This is a genomic window from Serratia sp. LSHTC3, assembly GCF_057197125.1.
Genome location: NZ_JBXUNP010000002.1, coordinates 552,966 through 576,465 on the forward strand (window position 1 = coordinate 552,966; position 23,500 = coordinate 576,465).

Sequence of the window (23,500 nt, forward strand, 5' to 3'; positions counted from 1 at the left end):
GAGAGACCGATGACATTTACCGATCTGTTCGTGCGCCGGCCGGTGCTGGCGCTGGTGGTCAGCACCTTGATTCTGCTGTTCGGCGCGCTGGCGCTCAGCAAACTGCCGATCCGCCAATACCCGCTGCTGGAAAACTCTACCATCACCATCAGCACCGACTATCCCGGCGCGTCGTCCGAGCTGATGCAGGGCTTTGTTACGCAGCCGATCGCCCAGGCGGTGTCCTCCGTCGAGGGCGTTGACTACCTTTCTTCCTCCTCGGTGCAGGGGCGCAGCGTGGTGACGGTGCGCATGGCGCTGAACCGCGACTCCACCCAGGCGCTGACCGAAGTGATGGCCAAGGTCAACCAGGTGCGCTATAAGCTGCCGGAGCAGGCTTACGATCCGGTGATTGAGCGTTCCGCCGGTGAAGCTACCGCCGTGGCCTATGTCGGTTTTTCCAGTAAAACGCTGTCCACGCCGGCGCTGAGCGAATACCTGACGCGGGTGGTGGAACCGATGTTCACCACCATCGACGGCGTCGCCAAGGTTGAAGTGTTCGGCGGGCAAAAAATGGCGATGCGCCTGTGGCTGGACAGCGATCGGCTGGCCGGCCGCGGTCTGACCGCTGCCGACGTGGCCGATGCGGTGCGGCGCAACAACTACCAGGCGGCGCCGGGCAAGGTGAAAGGGCAGTATGTGGTTGCCAACGTGCGGGTGAATACCGATCTCACCAGCGTAGAGGAGTTTCGCAATCTGGTGGTGCGCAACGACGGCAACGGTCTGGTGCGCTTGAAAGACGTCGGCACCGTGGAGCTGGGCGCCGCAGCCACGGAAACCAGCGCCTTGATGGATGGCGAACCGGCGGTGTTCCTTGGCGTCTTCCCTACGCCGACTGGCAACCCGCTGGTGATCGTCGACGGCATTCGTCACCTGATGCCGGCGATCGACAAGATGCAGCCGCCGGGCGTGAAGATGGCGCTGGCGTTCGAGACCGCGCGCTTTATTCAGGCCTCGATCGATGAAGTGGTGCATACCCTGCTCGAAGCGCTGGCGATCGTTGTGGCGGTGATCTACCTGTGTCTGGGGTCGCTGCGCACCGTGTTGATCCCGGTGGTGACGATTCCGCTGTCGATACTTGGCGCCGCCGGGCTGATGCTGGCCTTCGGCTTCAGCGTCAATTTGCTGACGCTGCTGGCGATGGTCCTGGCGATCGGTTTGGTGGTGGACGACGCCATCGTGGTGGTGGAGAACGTGCATCGCCATATCGAAGAGGGGAAAACGCCGCTGGCGGCGGCGATGATCGGCGCACGCGAGGTGGCCGGGCCGGTGATCGCCATGACCCTGACGCTGGCCGCGGTCTATGCGCCGATCGGCCTGATGGGCGGGCTGACCGGCGCGCTGTTTCGCGAATTCGCGCTGACGCTGGCCGGGGCGGTGGTGGTGTCCGGCGTGGTGGCGCTGACGCTGTCGCCGGTGATGAGTTCACTCCTGCTGCCGGCCAAACAGAGCGAAGGGCGCGTGGCGCACGCCGCCGAGTGGTTCTTCGGCGGCCTGACGCGGCGCTATGCGCGCGCGCTGGATTTCTCGCTGCATCACCGTTGGCTGACCGGTACGCTGGCGCTGCTGGTGATGATCAGCCTGCCGCTATTGTACCTGATGCCGCAGCGCGAGCTGGCGCCGACCGAGGATCAGGCCATCGTACTGACCGCCATCAAGGCGCCGCAGCAGGCCAACCTGAACTATGTCGAACGCTTTGCCTACAAGCTGGACGAGGTTTACAACCGCATGCCGGAAACCGAAAGCCGCTGGATCATCAACGGCAGCGACGGCACGGCGTCCGGCATCGGCGGCATCAACCTGACGCTGTGGCAGGCGCGCCAGCGCTCGGCGTCGGCGGTGCAGGCCGATCTGCAACGGGCGGTGAACGATGTTGAAGGCACCAGCATTTTCGCCTTCCAGCTGCCCGCCTTGCCAGGCTCCACCGGGGGGCTGCCGGTGCAGATGGTGCTGCGTACGCCGCAGGACTACCCGCAGCTGTACCGCACCCTGGAGGAGGTGAAACAGAACGCCAGAAACAGCGGCCTGTTTATGGTGGTGGACAGCGATTTGGACTACAACAACCCGCTGGCGGAGGTGCACATCGATCGCGCCAAGGCCAACAGTCTGGGGATACGCATGAGCGACATCGGTGAATCGTTGGCGGTGCTGGTGGGAGAGAACTACCTCAACCGCTTCGGGATGGACGGGCGTGCTTATGACGTTATCCCGCAGAGCCTGCGCGAACAACGGCTGACGCCGCAGGCGCTGGCGCGGCAATATGTTCGCGCCCAGGACAATACGCTGGTGCCGCTCTCCACCGTGGTATCGGTGGCCGTTAAGGTCGAACCGAACAAGCTGACCCAGTTCAACCAGCAGAACGCCGCCACCCTGCAGGCGATTCCCGCGCCCGGCGTTTCGATGGGCGAAGCGGTGGCTTTCCTCGAACGGCAGGCCAATGCGCTGCCGGCCGAATTTAGCCACGACTGGCAGGGGGATTCGCGCCAATACACCCAGGAGGGCAGCGCGCTGGCGTTCGCGTTCCTGGCGGCGTTGGTGATCATTTACCTGGTGCTGGCGGCGCAGTACGAGAGCCTGAAAGATCCGCTGATTATCCTCATCACCGTGCCGCTGTCGATCTGCGGCGCCTTGCTGCCGCTGGCGCTGGGCTACGCCACGATGAATATCTATACCCAGGTCGGTCTGGTGACCCTGATCGGGCTCATCAGCAAGCACGGCATTCTGATGGTGGAGTTCGCCAACGAGCTGCAGATGCATCAGGGGCTGACGCGGCGCGCCGCGATTTTGCAGGCGGCGCAAATTCGTCTGCGGCCGGTTCTGATGACCACCGGGGCGATGGTGTTCGGTTTGATCCCGCTGCTGTTCGCCAGCGGCGCCGGGGCTGCCAGTCGCTTCGGCCTGGGGCTGGTGATCGTCTCCGGCATGCTGGTGGGCACGCTGTTTACCCTGTTTGTGTTGCCGACGGTGTATACGCTGTTGGCGCGCGATCACGCGGTAGCCTCACCTCGTCAGCGTGAGTTGGCCGCCGCGCAAAAGGCGCTGACGGAATAATCCGCCGGCGCCCGCGTGAAGAATAAACCCGCTTCGGCGGGTTTTTTCGTCAGTTTTTGCAGCCCATCAACTCCGGCAGAACGCCGGGTTTGCTCTTCAGCGAAGCCTGCACGTCGTCCGGCAGACCGGCCCAGATGATCAGGCCGGTGCGTTTCTCGATCTCGTCCACCGTCACGCGGAATTGGCAGAAATCGGCGCCCTTCGGCGTGTTCTGGTCGAACAGGAAGGCGGCATAGTGGTTCACCGCCGGGCTGTTGTTGATGAAAATCACCTTCCAGTAGGCGCTGGGGATGGTGTGCGCTTTCTGGGTGCCCGGCAGTTTGCCCATATCGCGCTCATACAGCGGCCCGGTCACGGTATAGACCGAGGAGATATCGGCGCGATCGATCAGCTTGCGTTCCTGATCTTCCAGCCGCGCCCAGGCGCCCTGGTTCAGATCGGACTTTTGCGGCGTGATGTTGGACAGGTAGTTCAACGATTCCCAGTCGGAGACGCCCGCCAGCGAGGCCAGCGGCGCCTGATGACCGCGATCGACCTTCAGCGCGGCGTTGGCGCCGGTGTAATCGGCGGGCGCCAACGTATCCGCCGGGTTGAGCGCCGGATCGGTTTTCCAGTTGCGTGTCTTGCCGCTGGCCGGCGTGTCTTTGGTGATGTGATAGGCCACCCAGTTGGCGAACTTGGTGGTGCTGTTGTTGTTCAACGTATAAGCATGACGCACGATAGACACGTTGCTGCTGCCGCCGGTCGGGCAGCCGACCGCGCAGTTGTCGATGGATTCGAGCGTGTCGGCCGACGCCTGCGCGGCGAACAGCAGGGCGGCCAAGGCCAACATCTTGTTGTTAAAGCGCATATTCATATCCTCAATAAGTTAAAAAAAGCACTGTATATATTTACAGTAAATTAAACTTATCGCAGTGAAACGAATACAACAATGCAACATATTCATGTTGTGAATGTGTCAGTCATGGTACAGCCAGGCCACACGTTAAATACGGCGGAAATAAAAACGGCGTCCAACAGACGCCGTTTCAAAGGGGGTTATTCCAGCAGGTCGTTGACCGTGCGGCGAACGTAGTGCGTCATCTGCGCCAGATCGCCCGGTGACACCGGGCCGCCGCCGGCGCGCACCACTTGCTGTTCGATCTGGGCGATTTCCTGTTCGACCTTGTTGGCGATCTGCACTTTGACTATCTTGTCCACCGAAGACAGCAGCACCTTCAAGACGACTTTCAGCGCGATGTTTTCGCAGAACGAGTCGTAGTGATGAACCGGCGGCGGCGGGGCCGGAGCCGGCTCGGGCGCGCGCGGAGCCAGAGCCTTGAAGCTGTCTACATTTTCAATAATAAGATCCATGTCTCTTATTAGTTCATCAAAATCTTTAGACACTGACTTATTCCCTTCGCTGTGCGCAAAAAACAGAACGCCCGTCCTCGGGCTGAAAGCGGATGAGCGACGGGCAGAACGAATTCGGGCCTGGCCTTCAGACGTTGAATGGCCGGGGGAGGGGCATTCTAACCTTGCGGCGGGTCGGCAACAAGATGGGGCCGTGCGAATGCGCGGCCCTTTGGATCACGAGGCTGGAGGGCGCTTAACTTTTCAGCTTGGCGGTGATTTTGGCCACGTGTTCGCCCTGATAACGGGCAATGGTCAGCTCTTCGTTGCTCGGCTGCCGCGAACCGTCGGCGCCGGCGATGGTGGTGGCGCCATACGGGGTGCCGCCGCGCACCTGTGAAACGTCAAACAGCTCCTGCGTCGCATAGCCGATCGGCACGATGATGAAACCGTGGTGTGCCAGCGTGGTCCAGGTCGAACTGATGGTCTGTTCCTGGCCACCGCCGGTGCCGGTGGAGGAGAAGACGCTGCCTACCTTGCCGTACAGCGCGCCGGAAGCCCACAGGCCGCCGGTCTGATCGAGGAAGGTGCGCATTTGCCCGGCCATATTGCCGAAGCGGGTCGGCGTGCCGAAAATAATGCCGTCATAGTCCGCCAGCTCTTGCGGGGTGGCGACCGGCGCCTGCTGGTGTTGCTTGCCCCCGGCCTTGGCGAAGGCTTCCGGCGTCATGGTTTCCGGCACGCGTTTGACCGTCACGTCCACGTTATCGACCCGATTCGCCCCTTCGGCCACCGCCTGCGCCAGGCGTTCGATGTGGCCGTACATTGAGTAATAAAGCACCAACAGTTTCGTCATGTTCCGTACTCCCGCTCAGATGATTAACAAAAACCCCTGATAAGCATAGAAGCGAATGACGAACTTGGCGTTACGACGTTACCTGATGCCGGCGATCGCCAGCAGGGCGCCAAAGGCGATCAGCAGCCCGCCAAAGGTACGATCGATGCCGCGGCGCAAACGCAAAAAGCGCGCATTGACGCCCGGTGCGGAAAATAGCAGCGCGACGGCGGCAAACCAGAAGATATGGACGGCGGCGATAAAAAGACCATAGCCGATTTGCACGCCGAGCGGGGTGTGCGGAGAAACCACCTGCATGAACAGGCTGACGATGAAGATGGTGGTTTTCGGGTTTAACGCGTTGGTGAGAAAGCCGGTTTTCAAGGCGGCGAAATCGCTGATGGCGGCCGGCGCTGTTGTGGGGGCTGCATCATGGTGCGCCGCGTTGCGCAGCAGCGTAACGCCGAGGTAGATCAGGTAGGCGGCGCCGATGGCTTTAAGCAGGTTAAACAACCAGGGCGACTGTTGAATCAATACGCCGACGCCAATCAGCGTATAGCTGACATGGACCAGCACCCCGGCGCCAATGCCGCAGGCGGTCAAGACGCCGGCGCGGCGCGAAAGCAACAGGCTATTGCGCGAGACCATGGCAAAGTCCGGCCCCGGGCTTATCACGGCGAGTAAAGTAATGGTGACGACAGCGATGAGTTCAGTCATAGTTATCCTTGCGATGTTTATCAATAGAGTGACTGATTTATAAGAGTAATTTTTCTCGGTGACAAACGATGAATAGTGACAGTATCGGTGAGAAAAACTCACGCAAAACCGGCAGGCCGTTGCCGTTGGGCGGGCTGCGTTGCTTCGAGGCCGCCGCGCGGCTGGAAAGTTTTACGCAGGCGGCGCAGGGGCTGAATTTGACGCACGGCGCCGTCAGCCGGGCGGTGCGGGCGCTGGAAGAGGAACTGGGCGTGGCGTTGTTTGAGCGCCGCCATCGGCGGGTTCTGCTCACGGCGGCGGGGCGCAAGCTGTTTCAGGCGACGCAGCAGGCATTCGGCATTCTGGATCATACCGCGCTGGAACTGCGCCAGCAGGCGCTCGACGCGCCGCTGGTCTTGTCCTGTGAACCGACCTTGTTGATGCGTTGGCTGATCCCGCGCCTGCCGGCTTTTCAGCAGGCGCACCCGGATATCAACTTACAGCTGGTGGCCGGTGGCGGGCCGTTTTCGTTCCATGACGGCATTACGGCGGCGATCAGGCGCAATGACTTCGATTGGGGAAAGCAGGTGCATAGCCTGGCGCTGTTCAGTGAAAAGGTTGGGCCGGTGTGCCAACCCGAGGCGTTGGCAAGGATGACGATCGCCGAGGGCAGCCTGCGGAGTTTGCGGCCCGGCACTAAACTGCTGCATTCTGCCACCCGGCCGGATGCCTGGCGGCACTGGGCGCAGCAGCAGGGGATGGCGTTGGCAGGGCATTCGGAGCAGCGCTTTGATCATTTCTATTTCAGCCTGCAGGCGGCGGTCGCCGGTCTTGGCATCGCGATCGGCCCGTGGTTACAAGTGCGAGACGATCTGGCCGCCGGTTTGTTGAGTGCGCCGTTCGGTTTTACGCCCGACGGCAGCGGCTATTACCTGCTGTCGCCGCAGGCGATCGTGCCGGGCAGCGCGTTGGCCCGGCTGGCCGAGTGGCTAACGCTCACGGCAGACGCCTGAGTTTTTGCGCCAGCCGCTGTTCCTGCCAGCGGCTGAAGACGTTGCGCAGCAGCAGAGTGCGCACCGCCCGCATGACCAGCGCGAGGCTCATGCCGCCGATCGCCCACAGCGACCAGAGATAGTGCGGGTGGGTAAACCAATTAATGGCGAACAGCAGCGCGCCAATCACGGCGAAACGCACCGCCATGCTCAGCAGTTTGCCTTCTGCCGCGACCTGGCGACGAAGGCGCTGTTCGTCAGGCTCCTCCTCCATTATCTGTTGCGGCTGTGCGTTGAGATCGCGGACCTGCACGCCCAGCGCGGCGGCGATTGCGGTCAAGGTTTCCAGGCTGGCCTGTTCGCCGTTTTCAATCCGCTGTACGGTGCGGGTGCTGAGGCCGGCGATGGTCGCCAGCTGCTCCTGCGACCAGCCTTTTTCCAGACGTAACGGCCTGATGCGGTACTTTTGCATGATGCACTCCCGAGTTCGCTGTCACTGTCATCCAGTGTAGGAGGCGCGGGGTGGCGGCGCCACGACAGCGGCACGACAGCGACACGACATCCGCCGCCGGCGCGGGCTGGCGGGCAGTCAGAAGGCGACGTTGCGAATAAAGCGCAGCGGGAGATCGCCGTGGTTGGCGTAAGCGTAACGTTGATCGCTGTTGAAGGTTTGCGCGGCGCCGGCGGAAAGGGTCAGCGTGCCTTGTTCCAGTTCCAGCGTCAGGGTGCCGGCAATCACATAGATCATCTCGCTCCAGCCTTCGGCGTCCGGCGCCGAGTCATAGCGCTCGCCCGGCATCAGCGTCCATTCCCACAGCTCGGCCCGTTGGCGCGCCGGCACGCTGGCGGCGAACAGCGCCTGGCTGCCCGGCTGTGCGCCTTGCCAGGCCAGTTCCCCTACCAGATGGCTGCCGCGCGCTTCCGGCGCCTGGATCAGATCGGTAAAGGAAATCGCCAGGGCGGCGGCAATCTTGTCGAGCACCGCCAGGCTGACGTTGCGATCGCCGGCCTCGATGCCCGCCAGCATGCGGCGGCTGACGCCGGAAAGTTCGGCCAGCGCCATCTGGCTCAGGCCCGCCTGTTGGCGGTAGCCGCGCAGATTGCTGCTCAGGTACTGCAGCACTTTGGGGGGATCGGTTTTCGCGTTATGCGCCGTATTGCTCATCGCCGGACTTTATCTCATACTGGCAGGATCTGTGCATTATATTGCACTCAGCAGGAAGGGCAAGCCGGTGTCAGCAGCAAAAAAATCCTTTATTTCCGCCGTGGTTCCGCAGATCAGGCTGCCGGAAGCGGTGTTGATTTTCATCACCATGATCTGGGGTGGCACCTTTTTGGCGGTGCACCATGCGATGCAAGTCAGCGGGCCGTTCTTTTTTGTCGGCCTGCGTTTCGCCACCGCCACGCTGGCGTTGACGCTGTTTTCGCTGCGCGTGCTGCGCGGCCTGACCCTGTATGAACTGAAGGCGGGCGTGCTGATCGGGCTGGCGATCATGTTCGGCTATAGCATGCAAACCGTCGGCCTGCAGACCATCACCAGCAGCCAGTCGGCGTTCATCACCGCCATGTATGTGCCGATCGTGCCGCTGTTGCAATGGCTGGTGCTGGGGCGGTTCCCCGGCATCATGTCGTGGATCGGTATTCTGCTGGCCTTTACCGGCCTGATGCTGCTGGCGGCGCCGAGCAGCACCGACATGACGCTGAGCCTCGGCGAAATTCTGACGCTGGCCGGCACGCTGGGCATGGCGGCAGAGATCATCCTCATCGGCGCTTTCGCCGGCAAGGTGAATATCCGCCGGGTGACCATCGTACAGCTGGCGACCGCCTCGCTGGCCTCGTTTTTGATGATGGCGCCGACCGGCGAGTCGCCGCCGCCGTATTCGGATTACCTGCTGTACAGCGCCATAGGGCTGGGGCTGGCCAGCGCGTTGATTCAGCTGACCATGAACTGGGCGCAGCGCAGCGTTTCACCCACGCGCGCTACGGTGATCTACGCCGGTGAACCGGTCTGGGCGGGCATCGTCGGGCGGCTCGCCGGTGAGCGTTTACCGGGCGTGGCGCTATTGGGGGGCGCGTTGATCGTGATCGGGGTGGTGGTCAGCGAGCTGCGCGTGCGACGCAAGGATAAAGCGGCGGTGGCGACGGAAGCGGATTAGCGCAGAGGCGTAAAAAGAAAGGGGCGGAGAGATCCGCCCCTTTTTGCATCACGCGATTTTCTTCTTGCGCAGGAACACGTAAGACAGGCCGAGCACGATGAACCACAGCGGAGTGACGATCAGCGCCTGACGGGTGTCTTCGCGCAGCGACAGCAGCACCAGCACGAACACGAAGAACGCCATGCACACCCAGCACATCAGTTTGCCGGCAGGCATTTTGTAGATCGATTTCTGGTGCAGCGCCGGGCGTCGTTTACGGTAGACCAGGTATGAGCACAAAATGATGGTCCAGACGAACATGAACAGAATAGCCGATACGGTGGTCACCAGAGTGAAGACCGTCATCACGTTCGGAATCAGGTAAATCAGCACCACGCCGCCCAGCAGGCAGATACAGGAGAAGGTGAGGCCGTTGGCCGGCACCGCGCGCTTGGACAGGTTAGCGAACGATTTCGGCGCGTCGCCTTCCTGCGCCAGCCCGAACAGCATGCGGCTGGTGGAGAACACGCCGCTGTTGGCGGAAGAGGCGGCGGAGGTCAGTACCACGAAGTTGATTACGCTGGCCGCGGCCGGCAGGCCGATCAGCACGAACAGCTCAACGAACGGGCTCTTGTCAGGCACCACGGAGTTCCACGGCGTTACCGACATGATGACGATCAGGGCGAACACGTAGAACATGATGATGCGGATCGGAATCGAGTTGATGGCGCGCGGCAGCGACTTCTCCGGATCCTTGGTTTCCGCGGCGGTGGTGCCCACCAGCTCAATGCCGACGAAGGCGAATACCGCGATCTGGAAGCCGGCGAAGAAGCCGCTGATGCCTTTCGGGAACATGCCGCCGTCATTCCACAGATGGGTGAATGAGGCTACGGTGCCGGTCGGCGACTGGAACTGCATGGCGATCATCACCAGCCCGGCGACGATCAGCCCGACGATGGCGACGATTTTAATCATCGCAAACCAAAACTCCATTTCGCCGAACATTTTCACCGTCGCCAGATTAAGGCCGAGCAGCAACAGCACGCACAGCAGTGAAGCGATCCACTGTGACAGCTCGGGGAACCAGAACTGGGCGTAGGCGGTGATCGCCACGACGTCGGCAATGCCGGTGACCACCCAGCAGAACCAGTAGGTCCAGCCGGTGAAGAAACCGGCCCACGGGCCGAGCAGATCCGCGGCGAAATCGCTGAACGATTTGTACTCCAGGTTGGACAGCAGCAGCTCGCCCATGGCGCGCATCACGAAGAACAGCATAAAGCCGATGATCATGTACACGAAGATGATCGAGGGGCCGGCCAGGCTGATGGTTTTACCGGAACCCATAAACAGGCCGGTGCCGATGGCGCCGCCGATGGCGATCAGTTGAATATGTCGGTTAGTGAGGTTTCGCCGTAGATGATCTTCTGAAGCGGGCGTCGCGTCAGTCGCTATTTTAGAGTGATCTACCATCTGATGATGTCCTGTTTTACCTGTCATTAGTGAAGTCGCGAGCTCTGAAGTGGCTCTTTTTTATACATTTATCCGGTTGATCCGGCTTTAGTAAGGTAGTGCAATAACGCCACCTTTGTGCAACATGTTTACAACATTTATACGCGGGATAAAAGTCGATCAATCTTTACACGAGAGGAGGCAAATCGGACGTTCAGGGAGCGGAAGATTACTCTTCAAACGGTGGGATTAACAGACCTTATGCGGCTTATCTCGTTGATTAAACAAAGGGTTGTAAAATTCGCATGAGAAAAAGTAATGGGTGTAAGCGTTTGACAGCGCCTCCGACGAGGAGGACAATTTACCGCGTTGGGTCGTTAGCTCAGTCGGTAGAGCAGTTGACTCTTAATCAATTGGTCACAGGTTCGAACCCTGTACGACCCACCAACCAAATCAGCGTGTTACGCTCAGACTTTTCTTCGTTTCTTCCCGCATTGCGCCGTTTTAAGCGCGCATTCTGCAAAAAAATTCGCATTTTTCGACTGATGTTCAGAAAGGTGATCTGGCGCAAACTGCAATGTTGCACCGTACTTTATACGGCAAGGGAGGCTGTGCGCTGGCGCAACGTCGGCGTAGGGGTGGGCCATTTGCCCAAGAATCTTTCAGGTCAGGAAACGGGGAATAAATGCGCCGTCGACATCAAAAGCAGCGCCCAGACGGCGGCCGAGAGCGCGGCGGTGGCATAGACGCGCCGCGCCGGCAGTTGCAGCATGCCGGCCATCAGCGGCACGGTGTAACGCATCACCGCCAGAAAACGCGAGGCGAACAGCAGCGGCAGCCCGCGCTTTTGCAAGGCGCTTTGCGCTTTGCGCAGCGGGGCGTGAAAGCGTGCCGGCAGCCGGCGGCCAAGATCGCGGCGGCACAGCAGCGCGCCGAAGTGGAAAGACAGGATCGAGCCTAACGCCGCGCCGAGGGCGATGGCTGCCCAAACCGAGCCGATGGGCAGCGCATGCTTGCCCGCCACGATGCCCATCAGCAGCGTGACCGAGGCGGGCGGCAGGGCGGAAGACACTACGATCACGGATTTTCCCAGCGCGAACAGGAAAATCAGTAGCAGCAACATCTCCGGTTCCGGACTGTATTTGGCGATAATGTGCGTCAATTCATCCATTTAACACCTGCGGGCGAGAGGGCTGAGTGCCAGTGTCCCATCCGCAGGTTCAATAAGGGTTAAATAACGCGCCGCTATCCGGCGATCTCCGCGTCTTGCTTGCTCACGTCGGTGCGCCGGTTTCTGAGCGCCCACAACAGCGTGGCGCACAGCAGCGAAAAGGCAGCCAGCACCAACGGCCCGGCATGCGGGCTGTGAAAACGCTGTTCCGCCTCGGTGCGGATCAGCGGGGCTAAAAAGCTGAATGCGGCGCCAAGCGTGGTGCAAAAACCGATGCCGGCCGCCAGCGCCGGGCCGGTCAGCACCTGGGCGGGAAACGTCCAGAAAATCGGCTGTACCGCCAGAAAACTGACTGCGCAACAGCTCAGGGCGACGATGGCGAGCAAAGGGCCGGCATAGGAAGACACCACCAAACCCAGCGCTGCCGCGACCATGCAGCCGACGGCGATCGGTAATCGTCTGGCGGTTTTTCTGTCGGCATAGCGCGGCAGGAAATAGACGCCCAGCGCGGAGAACGCCCAGGGAATGGCGGCCACCAGCGAGGCCTTGAAGCCAAGATGGGTGCCCATCAGCGAGGCGACCTGCGACGGCAGGAAAAACATCAGGCCGTAGACGCCGATCTGCAGGGTGCCGTAGATCAACGCCAGATGCCAAACTTTGCCGCTGCTCATCGCCGCTTTGACGCTGCTGGTTTCGGTCTGCTGCTGTTCATCGGCCAATTGTGCCACCAGCGCCGTGCGTTCTTCCTCGGTCAGAAAGCGCGCCTGCCGTGGATTATCGTCGAGATAGAAAAAGGCGAAAACGCCGAGGACGACGGCCGGCAATCCTTCCAGCACAAACATCCAGAACCAGCCGGGTTTACCCAACACGCCGTGCATCTCCAGCAATGCCCCCGATAGCGGTGAACCGAGCGTCAGCGCCGCCGGCACGCCGAGCACGAAAATGCCAATCACCGAGGCGCGCACCTTATTGGGAAAATAGATCGACGCCAGCAGCAGGATGCCGGGGTAAAAGCCGGCTTCGGCGATCCCCAGCAGAAACCGCAGGACGATAAATTGCTGTTCATTGGTCACCAGCCCGGTGCAGGCCGACAGCGCCCCCCACAGCGCGGTGGTGGCGCTGAGCCAGCGTTTGGCGCCCCAGCGGTTCATCAGCAGGTTGGCCGGGATGCCGAACAGCGCATAGGCGGCAAAAAATATCCCGGCGCCCAGGGCAAAGGCGGATTGCGACAGCGCGATATCGATGGCCATCGCGTCCTTGGCAAAGCCGACGTTAACCCTGTCGATAAAGGCGATGAAGTACATGGCGAACATCAAGGGCACCAGTCTGCGCCAGGTTTTGCGAATGGCGGCGTTGAGCGCAGGAGCGGCATAGGTGGCGTGATTCACTGGCGGTAACCTCTCTTCTGAGAATGACAAGCGTCGGTCATAAGGACCGTCCTGGCGCCGTTGCCCTCAACACGACGGTAACAGCGGACCTTTTTCGCAAACCCTAAAGGTCTAATGGTCAGGCCTTTTGGGGTGAAAAAAATGCCGCGTATCGGGTCGGCAGATTGATGCAGACATCACCATGGTGAATGGTATGTTGCTTTTTTGTTAATCAGACGTTCACACAGGGCCAGGGCGCGTTCAAGCGCTTTGATCGAGATCTGTGTGCGCTATCACCGAATTGGCAACCCGGTGTTAGAGCTGGAGAGTGGCGCTTTCATCTCGCGAGGGAGGACGATAAGGTGAGGCACGGCAAAACAGAATGCAGGAGCGCAACATGCTGAAGGTCATCGCTGAAGATTTTATCCACCCGGAACACATTGACACCGTTATGCCGTGGTATCGCGAGCTGGTGGAGAAAACCCGTCAAGAGCCGCTGTGCATCAGCTATGAACTGTGCATCGACCAGCAGGATCCCGGGCATTTTATTTTTATCGAAAGCTGGCCGGATCGCGCTGCCCTGGATGTGCATTGTCAGACCGAGCATTTCACCCGGCTGGTGCCGCAGATCAACCACTATCAGCGCAAGCCTTGTACCTTCCTGTTTATGCAGGCATTTCCTGAAACAGGCGATAAATAGGCGAAAAAATCCCCGCAGGGGGCGGGGTCAATGGCTTCTCATTACTATCTTGTTGTGTTTAAAAAATAGGCTGATAATGATTTTCATTCTCTAAGAATGCTCTTAAATAAATCAGCTTGGTGAATGATTCACTGCCTGCTTTTCGCTGGCGGTTTTAATGGCGCGCAACATACGGCGCCGTATCAACCCGCTTACCAGGCGAATCGCATACCAATAGGGGGTAAACCGCCGCCGGCTGGCGTCGTCGGGGCAGAAGATGCGCGTTTCCGTTACCAGACGGCAGCGCCCGCCCTCCAGCGGGCTCGCGGCATACCCCAGCGCCAGTTTGGCGACGCCGGGCTGGGCGAAAGCCAGAAACCCCGCCCCGTCGGCGACCTGCTCCAGGCCGTATTCAGCCTGCCAAAATCGGCCGATCAGGCCATAGACCAACGCGCTTTCATCCTGCTCAAGCAGGCAAAAGTTATGCAGGCCAAACGGCGGCGGGCTGGGTTTATCGCGTGGCATCAGGCGCGCGGGCAATTCGCGTAGCGCTATCATGCTGCGGAAAAAGCGATCGTGCTTGGGATCATAAGCGGCCACGGCCTCCAGGATCCGCGCCTGCGGTGCGGCGATGGCGATCGCATGCCGCTCCGAGAACTGGTATTGCCCAAGGTATTTATTCAGTAGCGTCATGCTTTGCATTCTCCCGCCATTCGCTTTGCAGCAGGGCGAAACCGAATTCGTCGCCCCATGCGCCTTTGAAAAACACGTTTTGCCGCCAACAGGCCTCACGGCGAAAGCCCAGCTTACTGAACAACGCGGCGGCGCGAAGATTACGCGCGTCTACCACCGCAGTAATGCGGTGTTTCGCCAGCGGCCCGAACAGCAGGGCGATGACGGCGCTTAGCGCCTCGCGCGCTTGTCCTTGCCGCTGATGAACCGGATCGAAGGTCACGCCCAGTTCAGCCTGACGCCCTTCATCGAAAAAATGCACCGCGACATCGCCCAGCAACGCGCCGTCTTCGCGGCGCTCGACCGCCAGTTGAAACCAGCTGTCGTCACGGTTGAATTCGAGCTGCCGTTGCTGTGCGAAAAAGGCCTGTGCCTCGGCGGCGCTGTAGTCGCTCCAGCTTTGATAGCGCGCCACGTCTGGGTGGCTGCGGTAGGCGGTAAAGTGGGGCAGATCGTCGGCGGTGAACGGGCGCAGGATCAGTCTGGGGGTTTGTAGAGGCAAATGGCGCATTGTTTTTCCTTATCAGCGCATTAGGGCTACCGGCAGTGTAGCCCAGCGCCGACAGGCAGGCTGTGTAAAATGAGCGGTGGAGGACAAACGGGAAATGCCGGTTCAGGCGAACCGGCAGGGGCATTATCGACGGGCGGCAGCCTGACGCAAGCGCTCGACCGGGCCTTGTTGAAAATCGAATGAGGGGGCTTCTTGCCGCGCCAGTCCCTGACGCACGATGGCCTTAACCGCCTGGCTGGCGGCAAGATCTTTTCCGGCGATCTGTTCGGCGATGCGCAACGCTTCTTCCCGGGCCGAACTTGCGCTGATGCGGGAAATGGCGCCGTGTGACAACGCTTCCTGTGCGCCGACGGTTCTGCCGGTCAGCAGCCAGTCGAGCGCGACATAGGGGGAAATACGCGCCGGCAATCGCGCGCACCCGCCTTGTGCGGCGACTAACCCGAGCCCGGTTTCGGGGAAGCTGAAGCGTGCGTTCTGGCCGGCGACGATCAGATCGCACGCCAGGGCCAGCTCAAATCCGCCCCCGTACGCGATGCCGTCAACGGCGGCGATGATCACCTTGGCGATCTGTGCATGGATCAGCCCGCCAAACCCCTCCGGCGTGACGATGGGCAGTTCACCCTGATGAAAGGCGTTGATATCCATGCCGGCGGAAAATACCGCCGGTTGACCGGCCAGGACGATCGCTCGCACCGAGTCATCGTTATCTGCCTGCCGCAGGTAGGTGCGGATCAGCTCGGCCATCTGCAGGTTGATGGCGTTCTTTTTTTCCGGCCGATTGAGGGTGATGACCGCAACCTGCGCGCCATAACGTTCGTAAAGCACCGGCGGTGATTCACTCATCGCTGGCCTCCCCGCGGAAAAAGATCAGCGTCAGCAGCAGGGCGATGGCGCCGAGCGGCAGCGAAAACAGCGGCAGGTAATAGGCCGGCAGCGCATAGAGCGCCAGGCCGCCCAGCATGCCGCCCGCCGCGATGCCGGCGTACAGCACCGAGCTGTTGAGCGATACGGTCAGCGCGCCAAAGCGTTTCGATAGCGACAACAGGTGATGCTGGATCGGCACCAGATACATCCAGCCGGTGATGCCCCAGACCAGAAAGATGGCCAGCACCCACCAGGGGGAAGTGACATAGAAGGCCAGCAGAAACAGGGACAGCGTCTGGATCGCCACGGAAAACAGCAGCACGAACTTGCTGCCGAGGGCATCGGTTAACGCGCCGGAGGCAAAATTGCCGATCACCGCGCCAATGCCGAACACCAGCAGCGCGAGGGGCAGGATCGCCTGCGGGCCGAACTGGGTGTTTTTCAGCAACACGCTGACGTAGCTATAGACGATGTGTTCCGAGCAAACGGCAAAAAAGGTGATCAGCAGCGTGGTCAGCACCGCCTTTTGTCTCAGCGGGGCGAGCCGCTCTTTCAGCGAATGCTTGCCCGGAGGCGCAATGGCCCGCAGCGCCAGCGACAGGCCCAGCAGCGCAATTGCCCCCAGCAGGGCGATGAACAGGAAGATTTCTCGCCAGCCGATCAGTTTGGCGAGAAAGGTGCCGAACGGAATACCGAGCGCAATAGCCAACGTCATACCCCCATAGACGATGGAAATGGCCAGGCCGCGGCGTTTTTCCGCCACCAGCCCTACCGCGGCGGCGGCGGCCTGCGGCGTGTAACAGGCCGCCCCCAATGCCGCCAGCACTCTGCCGAACGAGATCTGCAGGTAGCTGGTGGCCCAGGCGCAGGCCAGGTTGCCGGCGATGAACAGCACCAGCGCCAACTGCAGGATATGCTTGCGGTTGACGTTGCCCAGCAGCCAGGCGGTGAGAGGGGCGAACAGCATATAAGCCAGCGCGAATACCGATATCAACTGCCCCGCTTGCGCGGGGCTGACGGCAAAGGTATCGGAAATGTCGCTGAGCACGCCGGCGACGATAAAGGCGTCGGTGCCGATGGCGAACGTGCCGGTCGCCATCAGACAGAGCGTGATCAGATGGCCGTTATAATCCGCTAACTTCATCCCGCCCTCCGCAGATCGTTCGCCGCCCAGACTCGTCCCAGCGCCGCCAGGAAGGTCTCCACGTCGGCATGGGAGTGCGCCGAGGTCGGCGTCACCCGCAGCCGCTCGCTGCCTGCGGGCACCGTCGGTGCATTGACCGGTTGCACGTAAATATCGTGTTCATCGAGCAGCACTTTACTGATGTGTTTGTTGCGGTGCGGATCGCCGACCAGCAGCGGCAGGATATGGCTGTCTGCCGACACCAGCGGGATGCCGGCGGCGCGCAGGCCGGTTTTCAGGTGATCGACGATCGCCAGCAGGTGTTTGCGTTGGGTGTCATGCTCGAGGTTGTATTTAAAACTGGCCAGCGCGGCGGCCACCACCGGCGCCGGCGACGAGGTGCTGAAGACGAATGCCGGGGCCCAACTGCGCACCGCCTCCACCACCGAACGGGGCGCGGCGATATAGCCGCCCGCCGCACCGTAAGATTTGCCGAACCCGCCCTGAATAATGGTGATTTTATCCAGCAGGCCCAGTTGTTCGGCGTAGCCCAGCCCCCGTTCGCCATAGACGCCGGCGGAGTGGATCTCGTCGAGATAGGTCAGCGCCTGGTACTGCTCCGCCAGCGCCACGATCTGCGCCAGGGGGGCGAAGTCACCGTCCATGGAATACAGCGACTCGAAAGCGATCAGCTTTGGCCGCGCCGGATCGGCGGCCTGCAGCAGCTCGGCGAGGTGTGCCACATCGTTGTGGCGGAAGATTTTTTTCTCCGCTTTGCTGTAGCGGATACCGTAAATCATCGAGGCGTGATTCAGCTCGTCGGAGAACACGATCAGATCGGGAATGGCGTCGCACAGGGTGGATAAGGTGGCGTCGTTGGCGCCGAAACCGGTGGTGAACAGCAGCGCCGACTCTTTGCCATAGGCGCTGGCCAGCAGCGTTTCCAGCTCGCTGTGGTAGACCGAGGTGCCGGAAATGCTGCGGGCGCCGCAGGTGCCCAGCCCGACCCGATTAACCGCATCGGTGGTGGCCAGCAGCACTTTGGGGTGGTGGCTCATCGCCAGATAGTCGTTCGAGCACCAGACGTTGAGACGGCGCTCACCGTGATGGCCGTGGCTGGTGGCCCAGGGTTTGTCCTGCACGCCGCGTTCAAGGTTGAGGAACTCGCGAAAACGCCCCTGTTTTTTGGTTTCCGCCAGCTTTTCTTCAAGAATGTTCAGTACGCTCATCGTATGTTCCTTGTGTTAAACGGCTTTAAGGTTTAATGACAGCCCCTGACCGACGCCGACGCACATCGTCACCAATGCGTTGTTCGCCTGTTGGTCGCGTAATTCCAGCGCTGCCGACAGCACCAGGCGCGCGCCGGACATCCCCAGCGGATGACCGAGCGCGATGGCGCCGCCGTTCGGGTTGACCCGCGCGTCGTTGGCGCCGATACGCCAGTGTTTCAGCGCCGCCAGAACCTGTGAGGCGAACGCTTCGTTAATCTCGATGATGTCGAAGTCGTTCAAGGTGAAGCCGCCGCGCTGCAGCAAGCGCTCGGTGGAGGCGATCGGCCCCAGCCCCATCAGCGCCGGTTCAACGCCGGCGGCCGCGCTGTCGCCGATCTCCGCCAGCGGTTGCCACCCCTGGCGCTTCACGTAGCGACCGGAAGCCAATAGCAGCGCGGCGGCGCCGTCGTTGATGCCGGAAGCGTTGCCTGCCGTGACCGAACCGCCGGCGGAGAACGCCGGTTTCAGCGCCTGTAGCTGTTGCAGCGTGCTGAGCCGGGGAAATTCATCCTGCGCGAATGTGCGGGTCGTTTTACGATCGGCCGGCACGTCCACGGGCGTGATTTCCCGCGCCAGCCGGCCGCTGTCGATCGCCCGGCGGGCCTTCTGCTGCGAGGCCAGCGCGAACAGGTCCTGTTCCTCGCGTGAGATATGTTGCCGTTGGGCTACGTTTTCCGCCGTAATGCCCAGCGGATCGCTGCCGTAGCGCTCCGCCAGCCGTGGGTTAACAAAGCGCCACCCCAGCGTGGTGTCGTACAGCTTCACGCCTTTGTCGAACGGCGTTTCGCCTTTGCTCAGCACATAGGGCGCGCGGCTCATGCTTTCCACACCGCCGGCCAGAATCAGTTCGCTGAGGCCGCTGCGGATTTTCGCCGCGGCGTAGATCACCGCATCCAACCCGGAGGCGCAAAGGCGGTTGAGGGTGATGGCAGGCACCGACGGATCCAACCCGGAAAGCAGCGCCGCCATGCGGGCGACGTTGCGGTTGTCTTCGCCGGACTGGTTGGCGCAGCCCAGGACCACTTCGTCCAGATCTGCTTCCGCCGCCGGATGGCGCTGCAGCAGGCCGCGAATGATCGTCGCCGCCATGTCGTCGGGGCGGGTATGCGCCAGGCTGCCGCCATAGGCGCCGATCGCCGTGCGCGTGCCGTCGATCAGATAAACGCCGTCATCTTTAATGCTCATCATGGATCCTTAAGGCGTGGTCGTCAGCGCCGGTTGCGCGGCGTGCAGAAGGGTGTAATGCGGCGCATAGCGCGCCGCGTGCAGCAGCTGCGCCAGATTGCTCAGCGTCGTCCTGACGTTTTTCTCCCCCAGTTTGCCGAGCCAGTCGAAAATGCCGCCGGCGTAGTTAACGCCCGCGACGGCGGCGACATCGATGTCTTCCCGGCTGCAGACGCCGCTTTCCACCATGATCACCGACTCATTGATCAGGCTGCTGAGGACGCGGGCGACGATAAGCGCCGGGGAGTCCTTGATAAATTCAACCTGCGGGATTGCCGTGTGCAGCAGGCGTAAAAACAGCGCCTTATTGGCCGCAGAAGCGTGGCGGCTGTGCGCCGCCACCAGATACGTGGTGTCGGCGTAGTTCAGGGCGACATCGACCACAAAGGCATCCGCTGCCGTCTGCTCGGCCAGTTGGCTCGCCGTGCGGCCATCGGTGATGCTGACGGTGAAAGCGTCATTGATCTGGACGGCCGCTCCCAGCCCCGGTAATGCCGGCCGTTGTTCCACGCGCAGCTGTGGCCACTGAAGCGCGGCTCGCTGCTGCAACAGGGTAAAAAAAGGATGCTCGCCGTAAACGCGCAGCGTCTCGACGTCTGCATTGTTGGCGGCCGTCACCGGCGGGGCGGTTTCTTCGGCGGCAAAATAGGAGCGGCCGTTCTTTTTCCCCAACAGACCGGCATCGACCAGTGAACGCTGCAGATGACCAGGGGTATAGCGCGGGTCGTATTGCATGTCCTGCCAGATTTGCCGGCTGACCTGATAGTTAATGTCTTGGCCGATAAAATCGGTCAGCTCGAGCGGCCCCATGCGGAAGCGCCCGCCGGCCTTGAGGGCGCGGTCGATCTGCGCCGCGCGCGCCACATGTTCTTCCAACAGGCGGAACCCTTCCAGGTAGTAGGGGCGGGCCATGCGATTGACGATGAACCCCGGCGTGGCCTGGCAGACGACATCGCGTTTCCCCAACGCCGCCACCAGTTGGCGGCAGCGTTCCGTGGTGGCGTGCGCGGTAAAGTAGGCCGGAATGATTTCAATCAGCTTCATCAGCGGCGCGGGGTTGAAAAAATGCAAACCGATAAAGCGTTCGCTGTGCGTCACCGCAGTTGCCAGCTTGTTAAGCGACAGTGAGGAGGTATTGGTGGCGATCAGCGTGTCGTGCTTGACCACCGCGGCGATGGCCGCCAGCACCTCAAGTTTGGTTTGTTCTTGCTCGGCGATGGTTTCTATTACCAGCTCGCTGTCGGCGATGGCCTCAAACACGGAAGTGAACATCAGATTGGCCAGCACCGCGTCCTTATCCTGCAGCGCGATCTTGCCCTGTTCGACTTTCTTGTTCAGGTCTTGCGCGATATATTCGCGAGCTTGATTGAGGGTATTGCCGTTGCGATTATAAAGCATCGTGGGAATGCCTTTTTGCGCGAAAAGATAAGCGATGCCTCTGCCCATCGTTCCCGCGCCGATAATCGCAGCCGATTGAATTGCCGCATTACTTTCTGCCATAGAAAATCCCCGTCACTGTATGCCATGCGAAATTCGCAAATGCTTATTATCTCTTTGGATTTACGGCGGCACTGGGTGCCTGTCTGGAAAGTAATTGGTGGTGTCCTGGCTGTCTAACGGTAGAAATGACAGGTTTACGTGTCGAGGAGAGTATGCTATTCGCGTAGTTTTCCTGTTCGGCGCAATAAAAAGGCTTATTTTAAGGGGAATAGCTGTTTTCGTTATAGCGTTGGTATTTTTTATTATATGAAACGGCTACTGGCGCCGGGCGGCGATATTCTATAGTGAATCTGACCTATCGATAAATCGGCATCGCTATCTGGAGAACCTGCGTTATGGATACCCGCACTCAACGGCTCATGGCGGAGGTGATTGGCAGCCTGGCCGATCGCGAATGCTTTCTGACGCAGCTGGGGCCCTGCGCCGAGGCGTTGGGGTTTGATTATTTCTCCTACATCGTGTTTTCCTGTTATCCGGCCAGCAGCCCCAAGATGCTGAGCGAAGGGAATATTTCAACGAACTATCTCGAGGATTATCGGCGGCAGCGGGTATATTTGCAGGATCCGGTTATTGAGCGTGCTCACCATTCCACGCTGCAGTTTCAGTGGGACGAAAGCTTTTATCATGAGCGGCCGACGCTTTGGCGGCGTATGGCGCAATTCGGCTTGTGCGCCGGTTGGTCGCAGTCGGTCAAGGATTGCTATGGCAGGTTGGGGATCCTGACGTTTGCCGGTAAAGCGCTACCTGAGCAAACGCCGCAAGCGCGTGCGGCAAATGAAACTTTTTTCCTTTGGCTGGCGCAAACCGCCCATAAAACGCTGCGGGAGGCCTTGATATCGGTGAATGATGACGCGATAAAAGATGTGTTGACGCTGCGCGAAAAAGACATTTTACGCTGGAGCAGCGAAGGGAAAACGGCGGAAGAGATCGCGTTGTTGATGGGGGTGAGCGAGCGCACGATCAATTTCCACATCGGCAACTCGATTAAAAAGCTTTCTGTCGCCAATAAGACCGCCGCTACCGCCAAAGCGGTTTATTTACAGCTAATTTAATCTCGAGTAATAAATAATTAATCACCTATCCGTTATCGGTGTAATGTTTATATTTTGTTAAATTAAAAACTATCCTTGTCAGTATTTACCCCTCGATCACAAAAGCGTGATAAAGCGATTCACCGCGCCCGTGCGCGGCAGTATTCTGTTGGCACCCGGTTTACATAGAAAGGACGTGATATGTACAAGACTATTTTAGTGCCGATCGATATTGAAGAGGATCTGTTGACCGAGCATGCGCTGAAGCATGTGGAATATTTGGCGAAGATGTCCGGCGCTAAAGTGCATTTCTTCCATGCGCTGCCGGATGCCTCGGCTTTTGTTACTGCCTATTCGTTCGGCCTCAAGGAGTTTGAGAATCAGGCGGAGGTGAAGGCGGTGGATAGACTGAAGAAAATCATGTCGGAAATCGCTCTGCCGTTGGATCGCCTCAATTACACCGTCAGCTTCGGTTCTGCACGCGATCAGGTGTTGGAACTGGCGGAAGAGATCGACGCCGATCTGATCATCATCGGTTCGCGTCGCCCGAGCGTGAAAACCTATCTGCTGGGGTCCAATGCCGCCGCTATCGTTCGCCATGCCAATATTTCGGTGATGGTGGTCAGATAATTCATCTTAAACTCACCGTTTTCGGGCACGTTCTGCGGTTACCGGCCGGCTGCAGAGCGTGCTTTGCGTTTTATTGCCATCCCAGTCTGAACTGCTACGATTTTAGCTGACGTTTTTATGCCAACCGGGCCACCGGCCTTGCGCATATTTTTCATTTCAGCCAGAAGAGGGGCAGCTATGCCATTAGAAGTCGATGGGATTATCAGAGGCGATCGGGGCAGTGAACCGAGCCGTTGGCAACATGCGTCAACCAAACCGCTTATCACGCTAACCTGGCACCACACCATTCCCTGGAACTGTTTGCGTAATGTCTGGAATGGTTTGGTGGCGGGGCAGCATTGGAACGCGCTGGACGAGTTTATGAATCTGATCGGTGTGCCAAACCGCGCCGCGGTGCTCAAACAGATCCAGAATAAAAACCTGCAGGATCGCGATGGATTACACACTCTGGTGACCTGGCAAGGATGGAATATCGTCGAGGGGCCAGGTAATGAGTATCGCGCGCAGGGGGACGATCCCGGTGAAAACTTCGACGGTTGGTCGGGTAAGGGGATGAGCACTAATCAGCAAGCGACGCTGCAGCAGGTCAACGTGTTGTATCAGGTGATGGCGCCGCTGGGAAGCCGTGCGCTGGACGCCGCCAGACAGGCGCCGCCCATTACTGCGGAAGAAGCAGACGTCTTGCAACGGACGATTAAACAGACCCGCCCAACGTTGCGAGGAAAGGAACCGATCCGGTGGCAAGAAGACATGTGGCATCAGGTGCAGCCGGGTAAAGAGGCGAAACACTTTGCACGCTGGGACACCAAACCGGTATGGCGCAAGCGCCTGCACAGCGACATGGCTCAGGCTGGATAAGCCTCTCCCC

Annotated in this window: 23 protein-coding genes and 1 tRNA gene; 8 read left to right on the plus strand and 16 right to left on the minus strand. The window is 60.2% G+C overall.

What is annotated here, in order from left to right; translation table 11 throughout:
* The first annotated feature begins 9 nt into the window (after positions 1–9).
* Positions 10–3,090, plus strand: a complete 3,081-nt coding sequence (locus AC2CGI_RS09795) for a MexW/MexI family multidrug efflux RND transporter permease subunit (protein WP_004928056.1) — start codon at positions 10–12, stop codon at positions 3,088–3,090.
* A 49-nt stretch (positions 3,091–3,139) separates the two neighbouring features.
* Here the strand turns inward: AC2CGI_RS09795 and AC2CGI_RS09800 are convergent, their stop codons facing one another.
* From AC2CGI_RS09800 to AC2CGI_RS09815, 4 genes are all read right to left on the minus strand, one after another.
* A complete protein-coding gene (locus tag AC2CGI_RS09800) occupies positions 3,140–3,940 on the minus strand; it encodes a DNA/RNA non-specific endonuclease (protein WP_015377376.1) in 801 nt (266 codons plus the stop codon).
* A 188-nt stretch (positions 3,941–4,128) separates the two neighbouring features.
* A complete protein-coding gene (locus tag AC2CGI_RS09805) occupies positions 4,129–4,443 on the minus strand; it encodes a hypothetical protein (protein WP_004928047.1) in 315 nt (104 codons plus the stop codon).
* 235 nt (positions 4,444–4,678) lie between these two features.
* Positions 4,679–5,278 (minus strand): NAD(P)H:quinone oxidoreductase, encoded by a 600-nt coding sequence (gene wrbA / locus AC2CGI_RS09810; RefSeq protein WP_015377377.1) that lies wholly within the window; start codon positions 5,276–5,278, stop codon positions 4,679–4,681.
* 78 nt (positions 5,279–5,356) lie between these two features.
* Positions 5,357–5,974, minus strand: a complete 618-nt coding sequence (locus AC2CGI_RS09815; protein ID WP_076740359.1) for a LysE family translocator — start codon at positions 5,972–5,974, stop codon at positions 5,357–5,359.
* 68 nt (positions 5,975–6,042) lie between these two features.
* Between AC2CGI_RS09815 and AC2CGI_RS09820 the strand changes: the two genes are divergently transcribed.
* Positions 6,043–6,966 carry a LysR family transcriptional regulator gene (locus AC2CGI_RS09820; RefSeq protein WP_088381451.1) on the plus strand — a complete coding sequence of 308 codons (924 nt, stop codon included), beginning with the start codon at positions 6,043–6,045 and terminating at the stop codon, positions 6,964–6,966.
* On the opposite strand, the gene AC2CGI_RS09825 is transcribed toward AC2CGI_RS09820, so the two are convergent.
* Positions 6,950–7,417, minus strand: coding sequence for a helix-turn-helix domain-containing protein (locus AC2CGI_RS09825; protein ID WP_021504872.1), 468 nt, complete (start codon positions 7,415–7,417; stop codon positions 6,950–6,952). The two genes, AC2CGI_RS09820 and AC2CGI_RS09825, sit on opposite strands and share 17 nt — an antisense overlap.
* Positions 7,418–7,534: 117 nt before the next feature.
* The gene (locus tag AC2CGI_RS09830; protein WP_015377381.1) at positions 7,535–8,110 is read right to left on the minus strand and encodes a helix-turn-helix domain-containing protein; all 576 of its coding nucleotides are present in this window, start codon (positions 8,108–8,110) and stop codon (positions 7,535–7,537) included.
* Positions 8,111–8,177: 67 nt separating this feature from the next.
* On the opposite strand from AC2CGI_RS09830, the gene AC2CGI_RS09835 reads away from it, so the two are divergent.
* A complete protein-coding gene (locus AC2CGI_RS09835; protein WP_015377382.1) occupies positions 8,178–9,101 on the plus strand; it encodes a DMT family transporter in 924 nt (307 codons plus the stop codon).
* Between the two features lie 48 nt (positions 9,102–9,149).
* Here the strand turns inward: AC2CGI_RS09835 and cycA are convergent, their stop codons facing one another.
* On the minus strand, positions 9,150–10,550 hold the full coding sequence (cycA, locus tag AC2CGI_RS09840) for a D-serine/D-alanine/glycine transporter (protein ID WP_021504871.1): 1,401 nt from the start codon (positions 10,548–10,550) through the stop codon (positions 9,150–9,152).
* A 350-nt stretch (positions 10,551–10,900) separates the two neighbouring features.
* Between cycA and AC2CGI_RS09845 the strand changes: the two genes are divergently transcribed.
* Positions 10,901–10,976: transfer RNA gene (locus AC2CGI_RS09845), tRNA-Lys, on the plus strand.
* Positions 10,977–11,196: 220 nt separating this feature from the next.
* Here the strand turns inward: AC2CGI_RS09845 and AC2CGI_RS09850 are convergent.
* Positions 11,197–11,700 carry a DedA family protein gene (locus tag AC2CGI_RS09850; protein ID WP_076740357.1) on the minus strand — a complete coding sequence of 168 codons (504 nt, stop codon included), beginning with the start codon at positions 11,698–11,700 and terminating at the stop codon, positions 11,197–11,199.
* 74 nt (positions 11,701–11,774) lie between these two features.
* Positions 11,775–13,013 (minus strand): MFS transporter, encoded by a 1,239-nt coding sequence (locus tag AC2CGI_RS09855; RefSeq protein ID WP_226883002.1) that lies wholly within the window; start codon positions 13,011–13,013, stop codon positions 11,775–11,777.
* 451 nt (positions 13,014–13,464) lie between these two features.
* Between AC2CGI_RS09855 and AC2CGI_RS09860 the strand changes: the two genes are divergently transcribed.
* Positions 13,465–13,767, plus strand: a complete 303-nt coding sequence (locus tag AC2CGI_RS09860) for a putative quinol monooxygenase (RefSeq protein WP_015377386.1) — start codon at positions 13,465–13,467, stop codon at positions 13,765–13,767.
* 111 nt (positions 13,768–13,878) lie between these two features.
* Here the strand turns inward: AC2CGI_RS09860 and AC2CGI_RS09865 are convergent, their stop codons facing one another.
* The 7 genes from AC2CGI_RS09865 to AC2CGI_RS09895 all read right to left on the minus strand — a co-directional run bounded on the left by AC2CGI_RS09865 (position 13,879) and on the right by AC2CGI_RS09895 (position 20,971).
* Positions 13,879–14,439, minus strand: coding sequence for a hypothetical protein (locus AC2CGI_RS09865; protein ID WP_076740356.1), 561 nt, complete (start codon positions 14,437–14,439; stop codon positions 13,879–13,881).
* Positions 14,423–14,989, minus strand: a complete 567-nt coding sequence (locus AC2CGI_RS09870; RefSeq protein ID WP_004928012.1) for a GNAT family N-acetyltransferase — start codon at positions 14,987–14,989, stop codon at positions 14,423–14,425. Before AC2CGI_RS09870 ends, AC2CGI_RS09865 begins: the two co-directional genes overlap by 17 nt.
* A gap of 123 nt (positions 14,990–15,112) precedes the next feature.
* Complete coding sequence (locus AC2CGI_RS09875) at positions 15,113–15,832, minus strand: enoyl-CoA hydratase-related protein (protein ID WP_004928009.1); 720 nt, start codon at positions 15,830–15,832, stop codon at positions 15,113–15,115.
* On the minus strand, positions 15,825–16,997 hold the full coding sequence (locus AC2CGI_RS09880) for an MFS transporter (protein ID WP_015377389.1): 1,173 nt from the start codon (positions 16,995–16,997) through the stop codon (positions 15,825–15,827). The genes AC2CGI_RS09875 and AC2CGI_RS09880 overlap by 8 nt, the downstream gene beginning before the upstream one ends.
* Entirely contained in the window at positions 16,994–18,205 is a 1,212-nt protein-coding gene (gene hemA / locus AC2CGI_RS09885) for a 5-aminolevulinate synthase (protein WP_015377390.1), read from the minus strand. Before hemA ends, AC2CGI_RS09880 begins: the two co-directional genes overlap by 4 nt.
* Positions 18,206–18,220: 15 nt before the next feature.
* Positions 18,221–19,432, minus strand: coding sequence for an acetyl-CoA C-acyltransferase (locus AC2CGI_RS09890; RefSeq protein ID WP_021504868.1), 1,212 nt, complete (start codon positions 19,430–19,432; stop codon positions 18,221–18,223).
* 9 nt (positions 19,433–19,441) lie between these two features.
* Positions 19,442–20,971 (minus strand): 3-hydroxyacyl-CoA dehydrogenase NAD-binding domain-containing protein, encoded by a 1,530-nt coding sequence (locus AC2CGI_RS09895; RefSeq protein WP_076740355.1) that lies wholly within the window; start codon positions 20,969–20,971, stop codon positions 19,442–19,444.
* A 335-nt stretch (positions 20,972–21,306) separates the two neighbouring features.
* Here AC2CGI_RS09895 and AC2CGI_RS09900 point away from each other — a divergent pair, with 335 nt between their 5' ends.
* The 3 genes from AC2CGI_RS09900 to AC2CGI_RS09910 all read left to right on the plus strand — a co-directional run bounded on the left by AC2CGI_RS09900 (position 21,307) and on the right by AC2CGI_RS09910 (position 23,490).
* Positions 21,307–22,023: a LuxR family transcriptional regulator gene (locus AC2CGI_RS09900; RefSeq protein WP_076740354.1), complete on the plus strand. Its 717-nt coding sequence runs from the start codon at positions 21,307–21,309 to the stop codon at positions 22,021–22,023.
* A gap of 180 nt (positions 22,024–22,203) precedes the next feature.
* Positions 22,204–22,632, plus strand: a complete 429-nt coding sequence (locus AC2CGI_RS09905) for a universal stress protein (RefSeq protein WP_076740353.1) — start codon at positions 22,204–22,206, stop codon at positions 22,630–22,632.
* A 177-nt stretch (positions 22,633–22,809) separates the two neighbouring features.
* A complete protein-coding gene (locus AC2CGI_RS09910; RefSeq protein ID WP_004927990.1) occupies positions 22,810–23,490 on the plus strand; it encodes a hypothetical protein in 681 nt (226 codons plus the stop codon).
* Positions 23,491–23,500 lie beyond the last annotated feature (10 nt).

Excerpts from the sequence above, each read along its gene's own strand:
- AC2CGI_RS09795 (WP_004928056.1), top strand. The coding sequence starts at position 10 with ATGACATTTACCGATCTGTTCGTGCGCCGGCCGGTGCTGGCGCTGGTG.
- AC2CGI_RS09800 (WP_015377376.1), bottom strand. The coding sequence starts at position 3,940 with ATGCGCTTTAACAACAAGATGTTGGCCTTGGCCGCCCTGCTGTTCGCC.
- AC2CGI_RS09805 (WP_004928047.1), bottom strand. The coding sequence starts at position 4,443 with ATGGATCTTATTATTGAAAATGTAGACAGCTTCAAGGCTCTGGCTCCG.
- wrbA (WP_015377377.1), bottom strand. The coding sequence starts at position 5,278 with ATGACGAAACTGTTGGTGCTTTATTACTCAATGTACGGCCACATCGAA.
- AC2CGI_RS09815 (WP_076740359.1), bottom strand. The coding sequence starts at position 5,974 with ATGACTGAACTCATCGCTGTCGTCACCATTACTTTACTCGCCGTGATA.
- AC2CGI_RS09820 (WP_088381451.1), top strand. The coding sequence starts at position 6,043 with ATGAATAGTGACAGTATCGGTGAGAAAAACTCACGCAAAACCGGCAGG.
- AC2CGI_RS09825 (WP_021504872.1), bottom strand. The coding sequence starts at position 7,417 with ATGCAAAAGTACCGCATCAGGCCGTTACGTCTGGAAAAAGGCTGGTCG.
- AC2CGI_RS09830 (WP_015377381.1), bottom strand. The coding sequence starts at position 8,110 with ATGAGCAATACGGCGCATAACGCGAAAACCGATCCCCCCAAAGTGCTG.
- cycA (WP_021504871.1), bottom strand. The coding sequence starts at position 10,550 with ATGGTAGATCACTCTAAAATAGCGACTGACGCGACGCCCGCTTCAGAA.
- AC2CGI_RS09850 (WP_076740357.1), bottom strand. The coding sequence starts at position 11,700 with ATGGATGAATTGACGCACATTATCGCCAAATACAGTCCGGAACCGGAG.
- AC2CGI_RS09855 (WP_226883002.1), bottom strand. The coding sequence starts at position 13,013 with ATGTTCGCCATGTACTTCATCGCCTTTATCGACAGGGTTAACGTCGGC.
- AC2CGI_RS09860 (WP_015377386.1), top strand. The coding sequence starts at position 13,465 with ATGCTGAAGGTCATCGCTGAAGATTTTATCCACCCGGAACACATTGAC.
- AC2CGI_RS09865 (WP_076740356.1), bottom strand. The coding sequence starts at position 14,439 with ATGACGCTACTGAATAAATACCTTGGGCAATACCAGTTCTCGGAGCGG.
- AC2CGI_RS09870 (WP_004928012.1), bottom strand. The coding sequence starts at position 14,989 with ATGCGCCATTTGCCTCTACAAACCCCCAGACTGATCCTGCGCCCGTTC.
- AC2CGI_RS09875 (WP_004928009.1), bottom strand. The coding sequence starts at position 15,832 with ATGAGTGAATCACCGCCGGTGCTTTACGAACGTTATGGCGCGCAGGTT.
- AC2CGI_RS09880 (WP_015377389.1), bottom strand. The coding sequence starts at position 16,997 with ATGAAGTTAGCGGATTATAACGGCCATCTGATCACGCTCTGTCTGATG.
- hemA (WP_015377390.1), bottom strand. The coding sequence starts at position 18,205 with ATGAGCGTACTGAACATTCTTGAAGAAAAGCTGGCGGAAACCAAAAAA.
- AC2CGI_RS09890 (WP_021504868.1), bottom strand. The coding sequence starts at position 19,432 with ATGAGCATTAAAGATGACGGCGTTTATCTGATCGACGGCACGCGCACG.
- AC2CGI_RS09895 (WP_076740355.1), bottom strand. The coding sequence starts at position 20,971 with ATGGCAGAAAGTAATGCGGCAATTCAATCGGCTGCGATTATCGGCGCG.
- AC2CGI_RS09900 (WP_076740354.1), top strand. The coding sequence starts at position 21,307 with ATGGATACCCGCACTCAACGGCTCATGGCGGAGGTGATTGGCAGCCTG.
- AC2CGI_RS09905 (WP_076740353.1), top strand. The coding sequence starts at position 22,204 with ATGTACAAGACTATTTTAGTGCCGATCGATATTGAAGAGGATCTGTTG.
- AC2CGI_RS09910 (WP_004927990.1), top strand. The coding sequence starts at position 22,810 with ATGCCATTAGAAGTCGATGGGATTATCAGAGGCGATCGGGGCAGTGAA.